Raw genomic sequence first — 18,864 nt, 5'->3', positions numbered from 1 at the left:
ATCAGCGTGTGGTCACGTCAAGATAAACGGTGTTGCCGGACATGACCACAAGGTGTTCACCCGCGTCACTGTCCGCCTGCATCACGGTGGCATGCCCAGGCAGGAATAACGGACGCTTAAACTGACAGTGTATGATCTTTGGCAGCGGCTCATGTTCGCTATCACCGGCACATAACCGCACGCCCAGCGTGCGTGCCAGCGTCCACATACCATGTGCTATCGCCTGTTTAAAACCAAACAGCCGTGCGGTCACGCCAAACAGGTGTATTGGGTTGTAATCTCCGGATACCGCCGCATAACGCCGCCCGGCTCCGGTATCTGCGACAATCTCTGCAAGTGCCTGACCATCCGGCAGCGGGCGCCTGTCTGCCACGGACTTTTTCTGACGCGGCGCCACGTGCGCCGCCCGCACACGGTTGAGATACCCACTTTGGGCACAATAAACGGCTTTCTCATTCTGCAGTACTACCACTTCCACCATGACCAGCCAACCCAACGCGTGTGGCTTAACATCGAGGTACCTGACCCGCACCTCAGCAGGCTGCGCACGGTCAAAATCCCCCAGCAGGGTAATGTCATTTTCAATATGCACCAGCCCCACCGGCGCAAACGGGCTTTTCTTATCCAGCAAACAGGTCAGCTGTTGTGGCAGAGTGGCTACCTGCAGATAGCAGGGATGCAGCTCCTGTTCGCGCGTCCAGCCTGTTACCCTGCAGTAACGCTGGTAATGCGAGGGGTCAAAACGGAACTGGCGCGTATAAATACGCTGCGGTAAGCGCGGGCTTTTAAACTGAGTTAACTCAATGGTATTGGCGCGCTTTGTGAGTGCACGCAAATATAACGACATCATATGTTACAGGTTTTCCATTAATGGTGCGTAGAATGCAATATCATTCGGCTCAGGCGACGGAAGTGCTGCTCGCGCACCTCACCAGGGAACAGCCAGAAGCTCAGGCTGACATCGCGCTGCGGACTCTCTGCGCCGGTCAGCGAGACATAGAGCCCCCATGAGGTGATGCGGGAAGCCGGGGCTACACGATACCAGTCAGAGACTCCATGCACGCAGTGGTTATTGTGATATCGCAGCCATCCGCTCTGGTTTACACGCCAGCGCCGTGGACGGACTTCCCTGGTAAGTAATGCCCACGCGCTGCAGGCGGTCACCACAGTCAGACATCCGCTCCACAGCCATGCTGTACTGATGTAGGTTAGCGTCATTTCTGGCAGACCGGCACAGGCAAATACCAGCGCGACGCAGGGCATCAGCGGCAGATAACGCCGCCAGGGCGCAGGGCTAACCGTAAAACTAAACCCTGACCCGGTCGACAATGGTGCGCACCATGCCCGCCAGTGCAGGATCCGGACAGCTCTGATGCCCCATAAACCATGCATAAAGGTCGGGATCATCACAGGTCAGCAGGCGCTCAAAGATTTCTTTGTCTTCGTCACTCAGGTCGTTAAACGCTTCATCAACGAACGGCCCAAGCAACACATCCAGTTCGAGCATGCCGCGGCGGCAGGCCCATTTCAGTCGCGCAAGACGCTTTGGTGTAAACATAACTGCATTAACCTTCTTAATTTTCGCGATAGCATACCATGACAGAACAATAACGATCACTGCCCTTTTTATCAGTTGCCCTTGCTTCTATGCTTGTAATTTCTGAGATGGCACCCATGTTAACTGTCATCATAATTGTTTGATTGTCAGGAGTTGTCATGACCCCACTTTTACGTCTGGATGCACTATCGGAACACTTTTTTATTCGCCTGACCGATCAGCGGTGTATTACTGTGACGGGTGACCAGCGTAACGAGTATCTGCACGGACAACTGACTGTCAACATCAATAAACTCACCGACGATGAAGTCCGGTTCGGCGCGCACTGCGATAATAAAGGCAAAACCTGGGCGCTGATGGACGTGGTTCGTTATGACGATGCCATACTGTTACTGACGGGTCAGGATGCTGCACAACACAGTCTCGCCCAGCTTCAGAAATACGGCGTATTTTCAAAAGTGGAGATGACCCAGGAGGCGGGATATAGCCAGCTTCTGGTCAGCCATGCGCTGGCACCGGCGCTGCTTGACGCCGTGTTTGGCAGCACGTCGAATGCCGACCATGCCAACATAATCCGGGGCAAAAACGGCCTTGCCTATCCTACGCGACTGCGTGGTGCATACCGGTTTGTCCTGACCACGCAGGGCCAGGCGGCAGCTGACGCGTTTTTTGCCGGGCGAGGTGACAGCATCAGTGAATATGCCACTCCGGTTTTTCATGCACTGGGCATTGAGGCAGGTATCCCGGCAATCAGTGAGCCTGCGATCAGCGAGTACGTGCCGCAAATGATGAATGTGCAGGCACTTAACGGCATAGACTTTGATAAAGGCTGTTACATGGGGCAGGAAGTCATTGCCAGAACCCGTTTTCTGGGCAAGAACAAGCGGGCCGCCTACATTTTCCGGGTACCTGCAGCCCTCGCTGTACACGCCGGAGATACACTGGAAAAGCAGCTCGGCGACAACTGGCGACGTGGCGGGAACGTCATACGATGTGCTACGCTGGGAGAGGAAACGTGGTTGATGGCCGTACTGGCCAACGATACCGGCGAGCACGATGCGCATCGGCTTGCCGGTACCCCTGACGTGACGATGACACCACATACACTGCCCTACACCATTGAGCAGCATACTTCGTCAGTCAGAAAGGCGTAACGTATCGCGTTACTCATTCACCGCGGCCTGTGCCGCCAAAAAGATAGGATTTATTATGACAATTACTGCCGACAGCGTCGTCACTCTTCATTACAAAGTCTCCGCAGAAGACGGAACGCTGCTCGATTCATCTGAAGGCAAGGATCCGTTAACGGTTCTGCACGGCCGTCGCTTTTTGATCGAAGGTCTCGAAGATGCGCTGGAAGGACGCCAGAAAGGTGACAGTTTCAGTGTCTCTGTTGCACCTGAAAAAGGCTACGGCGAGCGCGTTGATGCGCTGGTACAGCGCGTGCCTAAATCCATGTTTGACGGCATGGATGTCGAAGTTGGTATGTCATTTCGTGCCACAACACCGCAGGGTGAGCAGTCTGTGATTGTGGTGGAGACGACCGATGACGAGGTGGTCGTGGACGGTAATCACCCATTGGCGGGCGTACCACTGACGTTTGATATTGAAGTTATCAATGTTCGCGAGGCGACCGCTGAAGAACTAGAGCACGGTCATGCACACGGACCAGATGGCACCAGCGGCCACTAGTCAGCATAACGGATCTTAGCCGGGCAGCCAGCCCGGCTTTCCAGCTAACCAATCAGATTGCGTCCTCGTCCTGCTCACCGGTGCGAATACGGATCGCCCGCTCTACGGGATAAACAAAAATTTTGCCGTCTCCAATTTTACCGGTTTTCGCGGATGACGCTATCGCCTCAATTGCCGCATCAACGCGGTCATCATCCAGCACCAGCTCAATTTTAATTTTGGGTAAAAAATCGACCTGATACTCAGCGCCACGGTACAGTTCAGTGTGTCCTTTCTGACGGCCGAACCCTTTGACTTCTGTCACCGTCATACCGGCGATACCCACTTCCGCCAGCGCTTCTCTGACATCATCCATTTTAAACGGCTTAATGATTGCTTCTATTTTTTTCATGGGTGTTTACTCATCGTAAATGGTCGGAATAGGCACACGTTTGTGCTGTGTGCGACGGTAGATATAAAGCAGCTTTTCCTCCACCTCTGCCGACACCGGCTTACCCTCCAGAAAATCATCAATCTGGTCGTATGTCAGACCGAGCGCCTGCTCGTCGGCTTTTTGCGGGTTCAGAGACTCAAGGTCAGCAGTCGGGGCTTTGGTAATAATGTTCTGCGGTGCGCCGAGGTGTTCTGCAATCTGCCTGACCTGACGCTTGCTCAGCCCGAATAACGGCGCAAGATCACAGGCACCATCCCCATATTTAGTGTAAAAGCCGGTAATATTTTCCGCCGAATGGTCAGTTCCCAGTACCAGCCCGTCAACCAGACCGGCAATTTCATACTGAATAACCATCCGGGTACGCGCTTTCACGTTACCCTTTACAAAGTCCTGCTTAGCTTCGTCCGCAGGCAGCAAGCCCACATCAGCAAGCGCAGCGGTCGTCTCAGCGTGAATAGCATCTGCGCCAGGCTGGACATTAACGGTGACAGCTGCAGAGGGTCTGATAAAGTCGATAGACTGCTGCGCATCGGCTTCATCCGCCTGGATCTTATAAGGCAGACGCACAGCAATGAACCGAAAGGCTTCATGGTGTTCTGCATTTAACTCGTCAACGGCAAGCTGCGCCAACCGGCCCAGTGTACAGGAATCAATCCCCCCGCTAATCCCCAGTACCAACGCGTTAAGACCTGACTGTTTCAGTTGCTGCTTAATAAAGGAAACCCGACGCGCAACCTCATAGTTGACGTCGATTTCCGGCAACACCTTCATTTCTTCAATGACTGCTTGTTTTTGCATTACTCTTGTCCACTGTTAAATAGGGCGTCCTGAAAGCGCTATTTGAAGCTCAATTTGCCGGGCACTGGCAATACCCGTTATGCATAAGTGTACGTGATAACCGCCGTCAGTGTCATCCGCTCCCTGCATTATCAGGCAACCGGACTCCAGCCCTGTATTGCCGGCGATGCTTATCACCATTTTCCTATACCCAAGATGACCGGATATGGTTTATCCTGCGGGTCATGGAGTAAGGAAAAGAACGTCATGGTTAGGCAACGCGGACTGACATTGCTGGAAATGCTGATTACACTGGCAATCAGTGCCATTCTGTTAACGGTAGTGGCACCCAATGTGCAGAGCATCCTTGCGTCTAACAAAATCACCAGTGACATTAACAACCTGAGTGCGATAGCGCAGCACGCGCGCTTCAGTGCCATTAACGACCAACAGGACGTCGTCCTGTGCCCCACCGCTAATTACAGCACCTGCTCCAGTTCGTGGCGTCTGGCGAAAATGGTGTTTGCCGATGTGAATGGAAACGGCAACAGAGACGACGGTGAACCCTTGATTGCCACCGCCGATCCCATCAGTAAATCAAATACGATCAGCGGCCTTACTGGCAGCCTTACCTTTCAGGATAACGGTGGCGTAGGCCGCAGTGCGGTGATTACCCTATGTCCGCAAAGCGGCAGCGCCAGCGACGCGTCTGCGGTACTTATTTCGCTGTATGGCCGCATTGTCACCGCGAAAGACAGCGACGGCGATGGGATAAAAGAGGACACCAGCGGCACCAGCCTGTCCTGCAGCTAACACAGCACATATCCGCACCGACGTCCTCAAGCCCCTTGTAGTCCGGCTCCACACAGGCGGTGCTTCGGCAAAACGCGCCCTGAGATCAGCATTCATCCATGTGCTCCTGCGCTACGCTGTGCCCATCACACGTTTGCAGGAAGTCCCGATGACAGTCGTCAAAACACCTTTTGCCACACAACACGGCATCACACTGACAGAGTGTCTGTTGGTCGTGGCACTGGTTGCGCTCCTCGCAACAAAAGGAGTCCCGGCTTTTGGTGTCTGGCGGGAAAAACTGTCACTGCGCGCCGACTTAGACAAAGCCATCTCAGTGCTGCGTACGGCCAGGAATTATGCGCTTACCACCCAGACAAACGCCTATGTGACACTGTCGCCCGGTGCCAACTGGTGTCTGGCGGTTTCCGACACCCCGACATGTGACTGTCATCGCGGCGACTGCGCTTTTTCCTCTGCCCGCCATGTTGCCTATGGCAGCAGTCATGCATCGCTGGTGTCAGGCCGCTTTACCGCTGAGTACCCGATTCAGTTCAGCGGACCGGGCAGCCATGCGTTTGATGCCGCCGGCACACTTACATTTACCTCCGACAGTCTCTCGGGCAAAGTCATTATTAGTCCACTCGGACGTATTCGACACTGCAGCACTGATCGTGCGCTGGCAGGCATCCCGGCATGCTGAAACACGGTTTTTCGCTGACAGAGCTACTGATAGCCCTGGCTTTAGGTGGACTTGTGGTGTCCGCTGCAGCGACAGTCAGCAGCCGTCTTATTATCCGGGTCATGCAGCTTGAACAGCGACGGGCGGTAGAAGAAGTGAGTGCATTACTCGCCTTCTCTGTTTCGAAGGAAATTCGTCGCTCCGGTTACTGGTTCCGACCACTGTCCCTGACCGATTCTGCCAACCCATTTTTGTCACAGTGGCATATTGATGCCTATACGGGCGAGCCCGACGCCAGTTGCGTGCTGCTGGCATATGATAAGAATAAAGATGGGGAGCTAACGCTTGATTCACCCGCAGAGCAGACGGGTTTTCGACTTAGGGATGGTGCGCTGGAACAGCGCGTAAACGGGCACCTGTGTGACCAGAAGGGTTGGCAGGACATAACCGATACGTCTGAGATGACCGTTGATACCTTTTCGGTAAGAGTGTCACCGCTGAGCCCGAACGTTGCAGAAATTTCGCTGGCACTGCATCACAAACAAACGCCGGCTATCCGACAACAGCGAGTACTGACCGTTGCGCTCCCCAACCACTAACTTTCCACGTGGCATGACCGTGCTGACGCCGGTTGTCATGCTGTTAACTGCCACCCTGGCAATTGCTCTGTCCTGCGCCAGTGCGCTGACATTACTGCAACATACCCAACGCTATCAGATCCATTATGAGCGCCAGTCTCATTCGGCGGGAAAAAAGCTTAACGATATTGTGGCGCGCTTGCGCACGACAGAGGATACATCGCGACTGGCTGACGAGACGGGCAGTGAAATTCTTCAGTCGACGCATATCACAGACGCCGGTGTACCGCTTGAGAGTTATGCTGTCTCATTGCGTTATGGCGACGCAGACAGCCTGGTTGTGTCGCAGCAGGCGGTACGCTACCCCATCCTGCTACGTCGCCCTCCTGCCGCCCTGATATCATCAACGCCGCTACCTGCAGGCCTCACAGTACAGGTATATGCGGATGGCGTGCCGGCAGTGTGGTCTGCGCACAAGATCGCTGGCATACGCCTGTCCCGTTGCGACAGTGACGCCCTTCACTCGTGTCTGCCTGACACCATTACCTCACCAGCCACCTTTCCCGAAGACATGATCGATTGGTTGTTTGGTCAGCCAGCGCCCGTGTTATCTGCAGCAATGTTCCCAACGATCAGTCTGATCACCGGCTGCGACTCAGCAGACACCGACAGCGTCCCGGTATTATGGATTGAGGCACATTGCCGACTGTCACCAGGCCAGACGTTAGGCTCTGCGTCAGCACCGGTACTGTTGATAATCCAAAACGGAAGGCTGACCCTGCCTGAGGGCAGCAAAATAGTTGGCATGGTACTGATGCTGCAGCGTGACTCAGCCCGCCGATACACTGTCATCATGGCCGATACGGCCAGTCTCACCGGGACACTGGTATCGCTGACCCAACTGGATGCCAGCAGTCGCCTCAACCTGATTTATCGCCCCGACGTGCTTAGCCGCCTTCAGCAAACTCCCGCACTGCGCGCGATCACCCTGATCCCCGGAAGCTGGCATGACTTTGATTAACACAGCTAAAGGCTTTGCTCTGATTGACGCCATGCTGGCCTGTGCATTAATGGCGTCGGCGGTAGCGGCACTGGTGCACTTAACAGCGACCATTGAAGCTACCACACATCGCCTTGAGATAAATTCAGAAGAGCAGGATAAACGTCTGCAAAACCAAATGGCCGACTGGCAACGAGACTCGCTGATGATGTCTCGCTTCCACCCCACAACAGATGACACCCTGCCGTTTGGCGCATCACCCCTTGCCGGACAGTGGGATGAGGTTCTTATCTGCCGCGATGCTGACTAGCCAGGGAGGCTTGTTCGCAGCCTCGCTAACAGGTCCAGCAATATTCACCGGCACTTAATGTACCGTCAGCGTTCGAATCCCAGGCTTTGCGGCCATCACTGAAATAATAAAGATCGCCGGTGCCATCCTGACTGCTGCCTGATACGGGGGTAGCCTTAAGCGCGTAAGCGGTAGCACTGGCCGATTCAATGGTCAGGTTGTAGCGCTTATTGGCCACCGGCTCAGACGCTGGGGAATAACTGGCAAAAACCGACGGACTACCGGTATCTCCGCCGCCTTCCGCAGCCCCTTTGTAACTGAACGTGCCGCTGTGATGGCGCTCCATCGCCGACGCCAGTGCCAGCAGATCAGCCTGGGCGTTGCCACGGTAACCGTCAGCAATGACAGACTGATATGACGGATAAGCAATCGCCGTAATGATGCCGATAATCGCCACCACAATCATCAGTTCGATTAATGAAAAGCCTTGCTGAGTGCGCGTTGAGCCTGACATAGCTTACATTCCTTCACGTTCAGTTTCAGTGGTCCAGCTACCGCGCTGCACCCGTTCAAATTTACCATAGATATCTTCGGCGAGGCAGGCAAATGCAGAGTCGCAGGCTTCTTCCTCGCCATCCTCATCGGTTTTAATCACCGCAGAGACGCACTCAGTACCCAGACACACGACCGGAGAGACAATTTCCTCAATAAGAATTTTGGTCTCAGGCGCGATGCCCGTCTGCTTGAGTTCGGCGAACCGGTCTCCGGCATCCAGCCGGCCATTAATATTATTGTCATCGACACTGTTGCCGTTAAACATATTCACCAGATAAGCACGACTGTTGCCGGTCGGTGGTGCACAGGCACTGGTGCTGCTTGACGCAGGAATGTACGTGGTGAAAAAGATTTTGTAGTCAATGATAAGGGGAGATGACAGCACCTTTTCACCGTCGGTTGTCAGGCGAATAAACCAGCCGGCTTTGTCTGCCAGCATCGCCATTTCCAATCCTCGTTCGGCGTCGGTCCCTGTGGTCAGCAAGTGATTGGTCGCGTCATACATCGACGACTCCGTGGTACCGGTTTCGAAGGTATACAATCCGCTCTCATCACGCTTAAATACACCTTTATCCTTGAGCATATAGAAACGGTCATCGACAACGGTGTCCAGCGGTGAAGCGCGCCAGCCACTGCCCAGTGCAACACCGTAGAAGGCCTCGTCACCCAGCGCGACCTCTGCAACATCAGGGCCGTAGAAGAAGCGCCGGTTATTGTCTGCGGTATCACCGCCAAAGTCTGCCAGTCTGGCCCCTTTGACAAAATCGCTGCCACTTTCGCCATTGTAGATATCCATGCGGAATAACTGGCCGCCCATGTCAGCCACATACATATGGTCGGCAAATCCGTCGTTGTCACGGTCAATGACTGAGATACGGCCGGGTATGCTGTAGACCATATTCTCCAGATTGAGATCAGCGTCTGCATTGCTTGCTGACCACAATAAATCACCGGTGTCAGCATCAAACATATAAACGGCATTACCTACCCCATCAGGACTGCGTACTGCTTTGGTATCCTGATCATCATCATAGCCACCACCCACAATCATCACATTTTTCGTGGTGCCGCCCATACGGACTTTGGTGATGGTCGGACGCGACCAGCTCTGGCCCAGCTTTTCCAGCCCGGTTTCGCCACCGTTAATGGAGAAAAGCAACTTCGGACTGGTCTTACTGGTAACGTCAAACACGTAGTAGTTGCGACCACCGCGACGCATGCCGAGGTACAAGTAGGTTTTCTCGCCAACGTAACGCAGAACCATGTCCCCATCCAGGCCATAGATGTGATTAAAGCTGGAAATATCCTGATAGAAATCGTGAAGATTACCGAGCAGGTCACGCGGCATGATGGCAAAGTTTTCTTCCCCGGTTTCCGCATCAAACGAATGCAGCATACCGTGATTGGTGGCAACAAAAATGGCCGAATCGGTGAGACCATAGTTCACGATCACAGGCTGAGAGTGGATGGGATCACCCATCTGATAGCGCACATCATCAATGTTACCGTCGCCGTCAACATCTTTAATATCAACGCCTCTTGCCCATTTCAGAATAGACGTGCGCAGGGCATCGGCATCCGCCAGCGCATCAATGCCTAAATCAGCGGTCGTGATCAGCGAGTTACTCTCGTGCAGCTGATTACTGGTCGACACAATGGTCCCGGGCCCATCAAACACATACAGGTTGCGGGCCGCATTCAGCATACTTGCCGCACCGCCATCACCCACCTGATTACCATCCGCAAAGGTTGACCAATAACTGCGTGAGCCTTCTGCAAAGAATCCGGTCACACTGTCTACCGCATTAAGGCCGTTCTGGTCTCGCACAACATCACCATCGAGTTTGTATTTTTTCAGGTTGCCCGGCCAGATTGCGCCTTCCGCAGGCTTAAACAAGGCAAAATACAAATCGTCTTTATGTGTCAGACGGTTAAGCTGGTTCACCGCAACGCCCGGCGATACAAAGGTGGCATTGATGTCTTTGACAGAGCGCAGAATGGTCTGGAAGGCTTCCAGCAGTTCGGTACTGTTCTCTGCCTGATAGAAGCCACCGCCACTTTGCACTGCCAGCTGATTCAAAAAGTTATTTGCGGTCGTGTTGGCAGCAAAGCCAATAGTATGCGTGATCAGGCGTCGCTCAATCACTGAGGTTTCTTTTTTGCTCAGATTCCTGACCAGCTCAATCCCGCATTTTTCGCCGCTGCTGCCGTCACAGGTTTCGCCCAGCAGCGCTTCAATTTTCCCGACACTGTGATTGTTGTTCGCCTCACCGTCGGACAACAGCACAATGTGGTTGTTGGTCTGACACTGCAAATCGGTGACCGGAGAAATATACGTGGCACCATCCGGTATATATTCATTTTCACAGTCGCGACTGGACAGGTTGTCCTCGGTACAGCCGTATGGGCGCACCGGGTCGGCACCGACATACGAGCCGCGATGACTGACACGGGTATTCCGGCGTACTGAGCTCGATACGTAGCCATTGCCTCGTCTCAGCCCGTAATCCACATCCAGTCCACCGTAATAATGAGTGGCCTCGTACAGTGTATCCACAATCGGTGTCAGTCCGCTGGCATTAAGCTCATCGACTTTACTGATAAGGTGTTCACGCACCGTTGCCGACACGCCTGGCGTGGCATTCCCTTTAAATTTCACGACCAGCCTCGGCGCTTTTGAGGGCGTGCCGTTGTAAGAATATACGCCACGTACACCGCTGAAATTACTGAACACAAAAGCCATATCATTGCCTGGACTCCAGCCTGGCCGGGTCACAATAGCATTAACCAGTGAGGTTATGTCTGGCGAGCGATAATCAGAGTTACGATAAAAGTCGGGCATTGACCAGGTCAGCCCCGCCGTTTTCGGCAGATCTCTGACCATATACCGTCGGTGCGGGTGAAAATCATCGGCGTCATCGGTAGCTACCGCCCGTATCGTCATAGACGCATCCCACCAGCGGTCGGTGTCATAGGCAGTGAACTCAAGATAAGCTTCGGTAATGTCGGCGTTTTGCGGAATATTCACATCTCGAAAGCGAATACCCACATAGTCGTTATAGTCGTCGTTGAATGTCAGTTCCGAGCCGGTAGAGTCGTAACCATTTCCACGCTCTTCCACGTTGTCACGACTTGAGCCCACCTGATAAACCGCTTCACCGGCAATGCAGCCTGTCGCGGTCGATTCATCATAGGTCACAACCAGCTGCGGTGAGCCACTGCGGCCGCGGTCATAACTGCGCACTTTACGATTACTGGCCGCATCGCTGCTGCGCCCTTCCATCAGCACGCTCAGGCTTTGCCCTCCGCACCAGGCGTCCTGATCGACAATTTCCTGGATAATCGGGCTGATATCAGGCGTGGTAATAACCTCATCGGTTCCGGGGAAACCATTATCCGTTACCCAGTCCACCTGCGTCAGCGTGGGCGTTCTGGAGGACAGGTTCGTACTGGTGGATGAAAACGCCGTGGAGTCACCGGTCAGCTCACCGCGCAGCAGAAAGTCCGTCGCGGCAATGTTGTAGCCCGAGGACGTAAAGCGAATGTACGCGCTGGTGATGGTGGCGCCCTGCGGAATATTCAGCCCGGTGAAACGCAGCCCGGACAACACCGTGCTGGTGCCACTGCTCAGCACGATATCCGATGACGACGTATTCACACTACTGCTGATCTCATACGCATCGTCATTACCGGATGACGTTGAGGTAATCAGTTCCGGGCTAATCGGCTCATCGAGCCCACGGATGGGAAACAGCACCGGACCACCGTAATCAGAAAAGCGCATCAGACCGGCATTAATATTCGTTGCCTGGGACAACGCTTCCTTCAGTGCATTTTTCACCCTCAGCATGCGCGACTCTGTGGTGTCATCCGTGTTGGCCATCGACCCGGACGTATCCATAATAAACAACACATTGGGGTTATAGGTTACGGCTGTTGAGGATGTCCCCAGATAAATATCAAGGTCATCTCCCCAGGCAGACCAGCCGATACAGGAAAAAAGAAGAAAAGAAAAAACTGTACTGGTGAGCCGTTTCATACCGCACTCCTTCACTGCGATGCGGGTGCAAGCACCGCAGCTGACAATGAGTTAGCGACTGTGACCGGCTTACCGTCGACTTTGCCGCACCCTCTGATGATGAAAACGTGACAGTTGATATTACTGCCACCAATCACATTGCTCGACCCCCGGCAGGCCTGCTCACGAACAAACGCCGTGCGTGACCAGCTGTGCGTTCCCGGGGCACTCTGATATTGTCCGTCCGCCACATGCCGGGTTCCAACCGCAAGACCGCCGGTCGTCATATGGCGGGTAGTCCACTCAGCATCATCAAAACAACTCATCGTGTCTGCCTGCGGATCGAAGGTATTGCCCTGGCGGGCCTCAGACAGCGGATCAGTCTTGGTATCGTCGGCCAGTAACACTTCATCTTCCGACTCAAAAAACACCCCGGCAATTGCTGCCTCTGCCGCGTCAAACGCCATACCAGACTCCTGCATCGACATCGCCATCTTTGACTGTGTCAGGCTGCTCGATACTGCACTGACGCCAAGAATGGTCAGTGTCAGCAAAATCAATAGCGCCAGTACCATTACCAGTCCCTGCTGTTTCATTGTGAACTCCTGACAAAATTCTTCATATTGCGTAGCGCCAGTGTTTTGGTGAACACCTGGTAGTAATGCAGATTATCCAGGGTTACCGGCGCTTCGTTCAGTACCGCAAAACGCGGCGAGGTGGTCTGCAACTGACTCTCATAGCTCTTAATCAGCACCCCCCAGCGCAAAGCCACTACCTGCTGGTTGTTGGCCCGTAAGACGCCAAGTTCATCGGCCGTTACGTAACGCACAGCCTGTCCGTTTGAGGTATCAATGTCACTGGTGACACCATACTGAACCTGAAAACTCTCAACATTATCCAGCAGGGTGACTGTCGATGGCGCCACACCGGCCACCTTCAGACCACGCAACACACGTCCGTCATACCCGGTACATTTCAGCTCGCTGTCACTCACAAAGTAACGGTTCACAACATGAAACTCGTCCCCCGCCGCATAGCCATGACGATTGCCGGTACAGTCTTCACTGGCCAGCATACTGACCACCAGGCTATCGTTGCCACCGCTGCCCGCCTGAGTGCTGCCAAGCGTCAGCGACGTGGCCATATCACCGATGAGCACCACCGGATGATTTACCACGTACGCGGCTTCAGACACCGTGTCCACACTACCATCTATCTGTGCAGCAACATTGTCATAACGGCCGACCTCGAGGAGCTCGCGACTCAGTCGGGTCATAATAAAGCGACCGGACTCCTGCACCTGGGCGATGGCCTGATTCAGTTTGTTGGTTACCTGGCTGCTGACCAGCACCTGAATAACGGCACCGGTGATAATGGCGCCCAACAGCAGCGTAATCATCAGCTCAACCAGCGAAAAGCCCCTGGCACCATGATGCTGAAGGTGGCGTCTCATAGTGTGATGTCCTTGTACACGCAGGCAACGGTTTCTGCACTGCCCTCGTTGCAGCGCGCATTCAGGGTATATTTCTGGTTAGCACTGGAGTTAATCGGCCAGCTCAGCCTGATGTCAATGCGCGAGCCGGCACTGCAGGTATCGCCATCACCGGCAATGGCGTCATCGCAGGCGACATTCAGACGGATGTTGGGGTTGGTTTGCACCGCTGAACAGGATAATGCCCAGCCGTCATAGCTGGCCATTTCCTCTTCATTGCAGGTACCGGCCTCGCAATTGGGAATGTCGGCCGGGCGTTCGAGGCAATAACACAGATAGGGCGAGCTAGAGCCGGTACAACTGAGTTCGGCAAAATTGTAGTTATCGGCAGTGAAATAACGATTATGCGCAACCAGTCCATCACCAACGGCAGGCGGACGCGCTGCTGTGCGCAGACGCTCAGCTACCTGCGCGGCGACCAGCTCTGCCTGCGTGCGGTTTACCGCATCTTTGTTCGCAAACGAGCCGGTAAACTGCAGCGCCGCCACGCCGAGCAGACCAACAGCCAGAATAAACAACGTGATCAGAACTTCAATCAGCCCAACACCACGCTGTACACCTATCATGCTGCCTGTTTTCACTGTATGCGTTCCCTCGCAATTACGCGCTCTGTATCACACTAAGCCGGCGTCTATCTTATCAGCGGGCCTGCCTGGCCCGTCAACAGACTTATTTGGTTACTTCAATGATCAGCTCATATTCTTCGGTGGATGTCGCATCCAGCCCGCTGCTCAGAGAAATTTCATTGGTATCGACAATTGAACCATCCGGCATCCGCACTTTAAAGTTGACCAGTGCGCCCGTGACAGGCAGACCAAACCGCAGGGTGCCTCTCCAGTTTTCAGACACGTTGTTGCAACTGAAGAACGGTGTCGATTTGCCTTTAGGCACGGTTACTGTGCACAGGAACTGGTTTGGATCTTTGGTGATGGTCAGTGCTGTCAGATCGACGAACGAGGACTTTTTATCATTATTCGTTTCACACGGTTCCGTCACTCCACCGATAGTAATCAAACAATTGATATTGGCAACCAGCGCGTAGAATTTTTCTGCCGACGATTTACTGTCCACAGTCACTTTCAGTGTGTTATCAAACAGCGCGTAGTAAAAGTCTGCCGGAGAAATCGGGCCACTACCGGTAATACCCGAATTGTAGCGGGTGGCATACGTCGTGATGTTAGCTTCACCGTCAAACAACGCTTCTACCCGGCCGCGGCTGTAGGTGCCGTAAAAGTCATTATCGGGGTCAAGAATGGTTTTGATCGCTTCACTGGTCACCGTGGCAGCATCGGTATTACTGGAACGCCAGCCAGACAGCAGTGTCAGGTTAATATCGTAAAACGGCACAAAGGCTTTCCAGTCTTCGCGGCCGTCAGCAATCATTGCTCTCACCGCGGCGCGATGCTCATCCGTCATGTAATCCAGATAAATGCCGCGTGAAATAAGCTGGTATCCGCCTGGTGGCACAGTGATATTCCGGTCAGCAGGCTTGGTGGGCGCGGTACGCCCTGCGACCTGCGCTTCCACTACGTCTTCGGTATACGTGGTATAGCTTGCGAGCCGGTCTGCATCGAGCAGGTAGTTATCCCGGAATTCGATAATATCAATCATCTGCCAGTCAGGATAAAGTTCATAATAACCATCTACCCGTTTGAACCGGCAGACCTCATCATATAAGTCGCCGGTGCTGCTGGCCGGTACAAACGTACCATCAGGCTGGCGCTGATAATGACGGTGTGCGACACCGTATTCCTTACGGTAGTACTTCTCTTCACTCACCATTGCCGTAGTATCATGGTGATCACGACAACACTGATTACAAATCTCAGGTTGCCCGGTGCCTACGGCTTCGCCGATGGTCTTGGTGATCGCCTCACCCTTTTCCACCACCAGCTCTTTGCCGTTATACACCGTGCGTGCAGGCGTATAGCCGGTCCCGCTGCCAGCCAGTGCGCAGGAGCAGTTCACCGTCAAAAAGTCCTCCTGCTCAAGCTTGTCGGCTTCCTCGGGCAAATCAACATAACGCACAGTTTCAAATTCGACGATGTTGTTGTTGCCTTTATTATCAATATCAGGAACCGGCTTACTGGTTTCGATGGTTTCACCGTTACCCAGATCGTACGCAATAACATCCGGCGCCACGCCCGGCGTGTATTTTACCTGTGGCTGGGTTTTGGCATTCGCCGTTTCGTTGTTAGCCACGAAGCTACGTGAAATCAGGACTGGGGCCAGGCTGCTGTTCACCGTCACACTGGTGTTATCGCCGTTTTGATCCTGCCAACTTACGGTAATCTCAACCAGCTTTCTTCCCGGCACGGTCGGCGCGGGCACCGGCAGGCCGGCGTCACCTTCATTCAGCCAGGTATCACCCGTACCATCGGCATCGGTATCCACCAGATACTGGTTGGTGACCGTCCAGTTACGGGTAAAGTCGTAACTCACCGCATCCCCCTGCTTGAGCTCAACCGTTACCACACCCGCGGCAATCTCGCCACCGGCATCATCGGCAATGTCGTTATACGCAAACTCACCGGCTTCTGCCGTCAGTGTGGTGAACTGCCGAAGGTCATCCACTTTTTCATCTGCCAGTTGCAACGCGACCGTGCGCAAATTCAGCTTCGCGTCTGACTTCATATATTCAGACTGCAATGCAACAAACCCAGTGACACTCAGCATAATGATGAATGCCGCTACCAGAACTTCAACCAGAGTAAAACCGCGCATCGCTACCTCCTAAAAGTCCCGCCAGCTACCGGGTACAACGGCAACCCGCTGGAATGCATCGTTTTGCTCCAGCTCGGCGAGGATATCGGCGTCGTAAACAGAATTGTAGGTACCACCTGAGTGCCCTACCTCATGATTGGATGCGACAACGCCATTTACCCGCGCACCCCCTATCATATTGAGTTCAAAGTCGGTGACGGTGCCCGGCTTTCTGAATGAGAACAGCATGCCGTTTATTTCAGCACCACCATTCATGGTGAGATCGCCATCAGTAACTACCAGAATCACCGGATCAGACACGCTGCCAACAATCACGTTGGCATTTAGCGAACAGTCACCATCCACCCAAATCAGTCCACTGCTCGCGGCATCCAGTGACGAGCAATTCGCCAGTCTTTCATCTGCATCCGCCCGCAGTGACGGCCACTCAGCTTCCGGCACATTAAACAGATATTCCATCAAATCAGTCGGGAACGCCGGGTCATTGTCGAGGATATCCGAGTCTTTGAAGCCTTTTTCCGAGTAGGTATCGGTACTACAGTTTCCATCGCTGAATTCCTGCAGGCCACAGGTACTCCCGCTGCCACTGGTCAAATCCACATTCAGATCGGTCCAGATTGACAGCGGTACCCCCTCTCCGCCGCCGTTCGGGTTCGCGGCAACTTCAAAGTTACCGCTCACACCGAGACCGCCTGCAACAATAAGTGGCACATCCGGCGGATTGGCCAGTACCGAGTACTGAATCGCCTGAATGGTTTGCGTGGACGTGCCGAGACCGTCGGCAGAGGTCCCCACAGAGGTAAACGTAAACAGACGCAGACTCGCACTCTCACGCTCGATATCCTGCTCCACCGCGCTGACGGTAAATTGCGTCATGTTAGGCAGTGTGTTGGTAAAGGCGGTGCCATCCCAGGATGGCTCCTCACCTAACTGGCTGAGCCCCCGCTCTAGGCCGGCCTGCGCGGCACTAAACGCCATGAGCTGGTTTTGCTCGTTAAGCATGATCTGATGCTCAAAGGACTTGATCCTGCCGGTAAACACGGTAACCAGCGTGATCACGATCAACAGCATCAGAACAGCCGTCAATGTGGCCAGCCCTGATTGATTTTGCAGTGAGGTACGCGTATTAACCATCATGATTTTCTACCAGAAATGTTTTCGTGTAGCGACGGGAAATGGCGTCGTTCGCCGAACTCTCAGACACAATTGCGATGGTCGCATAGGTGACCGGAACACCTGCCGTAACATCCTGATCAAGCGTGAATGTCAGCTGACGTATGGTGCTTTTATCGGTATCGGTAATAGCTACCCAGTCTTCCTGAGTGCAGTCCAGGCCACCCTGTCGCATCTCCAGCCGGCCACTGCGCAGGCGATAGCCAAATTCCTCAGTACCATTATCCAGGTCACCGTCACCATCTGCGTCGTAGGTGAATAAAATGCAGCTGTTCGGGGCTTCATCCGGATAGGCACTGGTCACAATGGAATCGGCAAAGGGCGATGGATTAGCTTCGGGATCCGTTACCATCGCTATTGTGTCACCAGAAAAACCGGCCCGACGGAGATCCCTATGCATCAGTTGCACCACCGAGTAGGTTTCTTCGTTCAGGGTCGATGACCTCACCATATTGGCGTTCATACCAATACCAAAGCCGGTTAACGACGCCAGACCGGTTAACGCTACAGTACCAAGTGCCAGGCCTATCAGTAATTCGAAAATGGACAGCCCTGATTGCTGTTTTATGGAACGCATGGAGAATAATTCCTCAGTTCGCCACTGACAGTGCACACGGTAATGCGCCCAATTACATTCATTGAGATACGCACCTCACGATCGGAATCAGACATGTCAAACGAGCCACCGCCTGCGACCGGGAGCCCGCGCACGCGGTCGAAACTGATCTGATTGTCTGCGAATGTCGTTTCATCCAGCGTCATGCCGGGAAAGTCAGCTCCGCTAAGCACTGACTCAACACCATCAACGGTGCAGGAATTGGCTGTCGTACAATCGCAGTCTGGCTGATCGGTTATCCCCATACACCAGTTGTCGCCGGTGTTAAAATCAACCAGGATGTTGGTCGCGCTTCTGATAGCGTCAGACTTGGCTTTTTGCAGCGTAAAAAAGCTGCCTTCCACTGCACCGGCGGCGACAACCGAACTTTGCGCACGCAACACCGCAGGCCCGCCGATAGCAACCAGCACGGCGATAATCGATACCGTGACAAGCCCTTCGATAAGCGTAAAACCGCTGTTTTTTGACCGCATGTTGTTCAATACCAA

At 53.8% G+C, this 18,864-nt stretch carries 21 protein-coding genes; 7 read left to right on the top strand and 14 right to left on the bottom strand.

What is annotated here, in order from left to right:
- Nucleotide 1: 1 nt before the first annotated feature.
- From AB1N33_RS11530 to AB1N33_RS11520, 3 genes are read right to left on the bottom strand one after another with little or no spacing between them, the layout of a single operon-like run.
- Nucleotides 2-850, bottom strand: a complete 849-nt coding sequence (locus AB1N33_RS11530) for a MaoC family dehydratase (protein ID WP_411271698.1) — start codon at nucleotides 848-850, stop codon at nucleotides 2-4.
- A gap of 17 nt (nucleotides 851-867) precedes the next feature.
- Entirely contained in the window at nucleotides 868-1,329 is a 462-nt protein-coding gene (locus tag AB1N33_RS11525) for a hypothetical protein (protein ID WP_411271697.1), read from the bottom strand.
- Nucleotides 1,307-1,558 (bottom strand): FAD assembly factor SdhE, encoded by a 252-nt coding sequence (locus tag AB1N33_RS11520; protein WP_411271696.1) that lies wholly within the window; start codon nucleotides 1,556-1,558, stop codon nucleotides 1,307-1,309. Before AB1N33_RS11520 ends, AB1N33_RS11525 begins: the two co-directional genes overlap by 23 nt.
- 158 nt (nucleotides 1,559-1,716) lie before the next feature.
- On the opposite strand from AB1N33_RS11520, the gene ygfZ reads away from it, so the two are divergent.
- Both ygfZ and AB1N33_RS11510 read left to right on the top strand, forming a co-directional pair.
- Complete coding sequence (gene ygfZ / locus AB1N33_RS11515; RefSeq protein WP_411271695.1) at nucleotides 1,717-2,712, top strand: CAF17-like 4Fe-4S cluster assembly/insertion protein YgfZ; 996 nt, start codon at nucleotides 1,717-1,719, stop codon at nucleotides 2,710-2,712.
- Nucleotides 2,713-2,767: 55 nt separating this feature from the next.
- Nucleotides 2,768-3,250, top strand: a complete 483-nt coding sequence (locus tag AB1N33_RS11510; protein WP_411271694.1) for an FKBP-type peptidyl-prolyl cis-trans isomerase — start codon at nucleotides 2,768-2,770, stop codon at nucleotides 3,248-3,250.
- 52 nt (nucleotides 3,251-3,302) lie between these two features.
- Here the strand turns inward: AB1N33_RS11510 and AB1N33_RS11505 are convergent, their stop codons facing one another.
- A complete protein-coding gene (locus tag AB1N33_RS11505; RefSeq protein WP_411271693.1) occupies nucleotides 3,303-3,641 on the bottom strand; it encodes a P-II family nitrogen regulator in 339 nt (112 codons plus the stop codon).
- A gap of 6 nt (nucleotides 3,642-3,647) precedes the next feature.
- Entirely contained in the window at nucleotides 3,648-4,481 is an 834-nt protein-coding gene (gene nadE, locus AB1N33_RS11500; protein ID WP_411271692.1) for an NAD(+) synthase, read from the bottom strand.
- 246 nt (nucleotides 4,482-4,727) lie between these two features.
- Between nadE and AB1N33_RS11495 the strand changes: the two genes are divergently transcribed.
- The 5 genes from AB1N33_RS11495 (at nucleotide 4,728) to AB1N33_RS11475 (ending at nucleotide 7,819) form a co-directional block, all read left to right on the top strand.
- On the top strand, nucleotides 4,728-5,273 hold the full coding sequence (locus AB1N33_RS11495; RefSeq protein WP_411271691.1) for a GspH/FimT family pseudopilin: 546 nt from the start codon (nucleotides 4,728-4,730) through the stop codon (nucleotides 5,271-5,273).
- Nucleotides 5,274-5,421: 148 nt separating this feature from the next.
- Nucleotides 5,422-5,952, top strand: coding sequence for a GspH/FimT family pseudopilin (locus tag AB1N33_RS11490; RefSeq protein ID WP_411271690.1), 531 nt, complete (start codon nucleotides 5,422-5,424; stop codon nucleotides 5,950-5,952).
- Entirely contained in the window at nucleotides 5,946-6,530 is a 585-nt protein-coding gene (locus AB1N33_RS11485) for a prepilin-type N-terminal cleavage/methylation domain-containing protein (RefSeq protein ID WP_411271689.1), read from the top strand. The genes AB1N33_RS11490 and AB1N33_RS11485 overlap by 7 nt, the downstream gene beginning before the upstream one ends.
- A complete protein-coding gene (locus AB1N33_RS11480) occupies nucleotides 6,511-7,530 on the top strand; it encodes a hypothetical protein (protein WP_411271688.1) in 1,020 nt (339 codons plus the stop codon). Before AB1N33_RS11485 ends, AB1N33_RS11480 begins: the two co-directional genes overlap by 20 nt.
- Nucleotides 7,517-7,819, top strand: coding sequence for a hypothetical protein (locus AB1N33_RS11475; RefSeq protein WP_411271687.1), 303 nt, complete (start codon nucleotides 7,517-7,519; stop codon nucleotides 7,817-7,819). The genes AB1N33_RS11480 and AB1N33_RS11475 overlap by 14 nt, the downstream gene beginning before the upstream one ends.
- A gap of 25 nt (nucleotides 7,820-7,844) precedes the next feature.
- Here AB1N33_RS11475 and AB1N33_RS11470 read toward each other — a convergent pair whose 3' ends face one another.
- The 9 genes from AB1N33_RS11470 to AB1N33_RS11430 all read right to left on the bottom strand — a co-directional run bounded on the left by AB1N33_RS11470 (nucleotide 7,845) and on the right by AB1N33_RS11430 (nucleotide 18,849).
- On the bottom strand, nucleotides 7,845-8,312 hold the full coding sequence (locus AB1N33_RS11470; protein ID WP_411271686.1) for a type IV pilin protein: 468 nt from the start codon (nucleotides 8,310-8,312) through the stop codon (nucleotides 7,845-7,847).
- A 3-nt stretch (nucleotides 8,313-8,315) separates the two neighbouring features.
- Nucleotides 8,316-12,392 carry a PilC/PilY family type IV pilus protein gene (locus AB1N33_RS11465; protein WP_411271685.1) on the bottom strand — a complete coding sequence of 1,359 codons (4,077 nt, stop codon included), beginning with the start codon at nucleotides 12,390-12,392 and terminating at the stop codon, nucleotides 8,316-8,318.
- 11 nt (nucleotides 12,393-12,403) lie between these two features.
- Nucleotides 12,404-12,967 (bottom strand): PilX N-terminal domain-containing pilus assembly protein, encoded by a 564-nt coding sequence (locus tag AB1N33_RS11460; RefSeq protein WP_411271684.1) that lies wholly within the window; start codon nucleotides 12,965-12,967, stop codon nucleotides 12,404-12,406.
- Nucleotides 12,964-13,824 (bottom strand): PilW family protein, encoded by an 861-nt coding sequence (locus AB1N33_RS11455; protein ID WP_411271683.1) that lies wholly within the window; start codon nucleotides 13,822-13,824, stop codon nucleotides 12,964-12,966. The genes AB1N33_RS11460 and AB1N33_RS11455 overlap by 4 nt, the downstream gene beginning before the upstream one ends.
- Nucleotides 13,821-14,429, bottom strand: a complete 609-nt coding sequence (gene pilV, locus AB1N33_RS11450; RefSeq protein WP_411271742.1) for a type IV pilus modification protein PilV — start codon at nucleotides 14,427-14,429, stop codon at nucleotides 13,821-13,823. The genes AB1N33_RS11455 and pilV overlap by 4 nt, the downstream gene beginning before the upstream one ends.
- Nucleotides 14,430-14,532: 103 nt before the next feature.
- The gene (locus AB1N33_RS11445; RefSeq protein WP_411271682.1) at nucleotides 14,533-16,587 is read right to left on the bottom strand and encodes a prepilin-type cleavage/methylation domain-containing protein; all 2,055 of its coding nucleotides are present in this window, start codon (nucleotides 16,585-16,587) and stop codon (nucleotides 14,533-14,535) included.
- Nucleotides 16,588-16,596: 9 nt separating this feature from the next.
- Nucleotides 16,597-17,724: a pilus assembly PilX family protein gene (locus AB1N33_RS11440; RefSeq protein ID WP_411271681.1), complete on the bottom strand. Its 1,128-nt coding sequence runs from the start codon at nucleotides 17,722-17,724 to the stop codon at nucleotides 16,597-16,599.
- Nucleotides 17,714-18,337, bottom strand: coding sequence for a prepilin cleavage protein (locus AB1N33_RS11435; protein ID WP_411271680.1), 624 nt, complete (start codon nucleotides 18,335-18,337; stop codon nucleotides 17,714-17,716). The genes AB1N33_RS11440 and AB1N33_RS11435 overlap by 11 nt, the downstream gene beginning before the upstream one ends.
- Nucleotides 18,325-18,849 carry a GspH/FimT family pseudopilin gene (locus AB1N33_RS11430; protein WP_411271679.1) on the bottom strand — a complete coding sequence of 175 codons (525 nt, stop codon included), beginning with the start codon at nucleotides 18,847-18,849 and terminating at the stop codon, nucleotides 18,325-18,327. The genes AB1N33_RS11435 and AB1N33_RS11430 overlap by 13 nt, the downstream gene beginning before the upstream one ends.
- Nucleotides 18,850-18,864 lie beyond the last annotated feature (15 nt).

It is taken from the genome of Alteromonas nitratireducens (assembly GCF_040812025.1).
Classification (GTDB): Bacteria; Pseudomonadota; Gammaproteobacteria; order Enterobacterales; family Alteromonadaceae; genus Alteromonas; species Alteromonas nitratireducens.
Note: the sequence above shows the minus strand (reverse complement) of the source record. Positions and strands in the feature narration are given on the sequence as shown.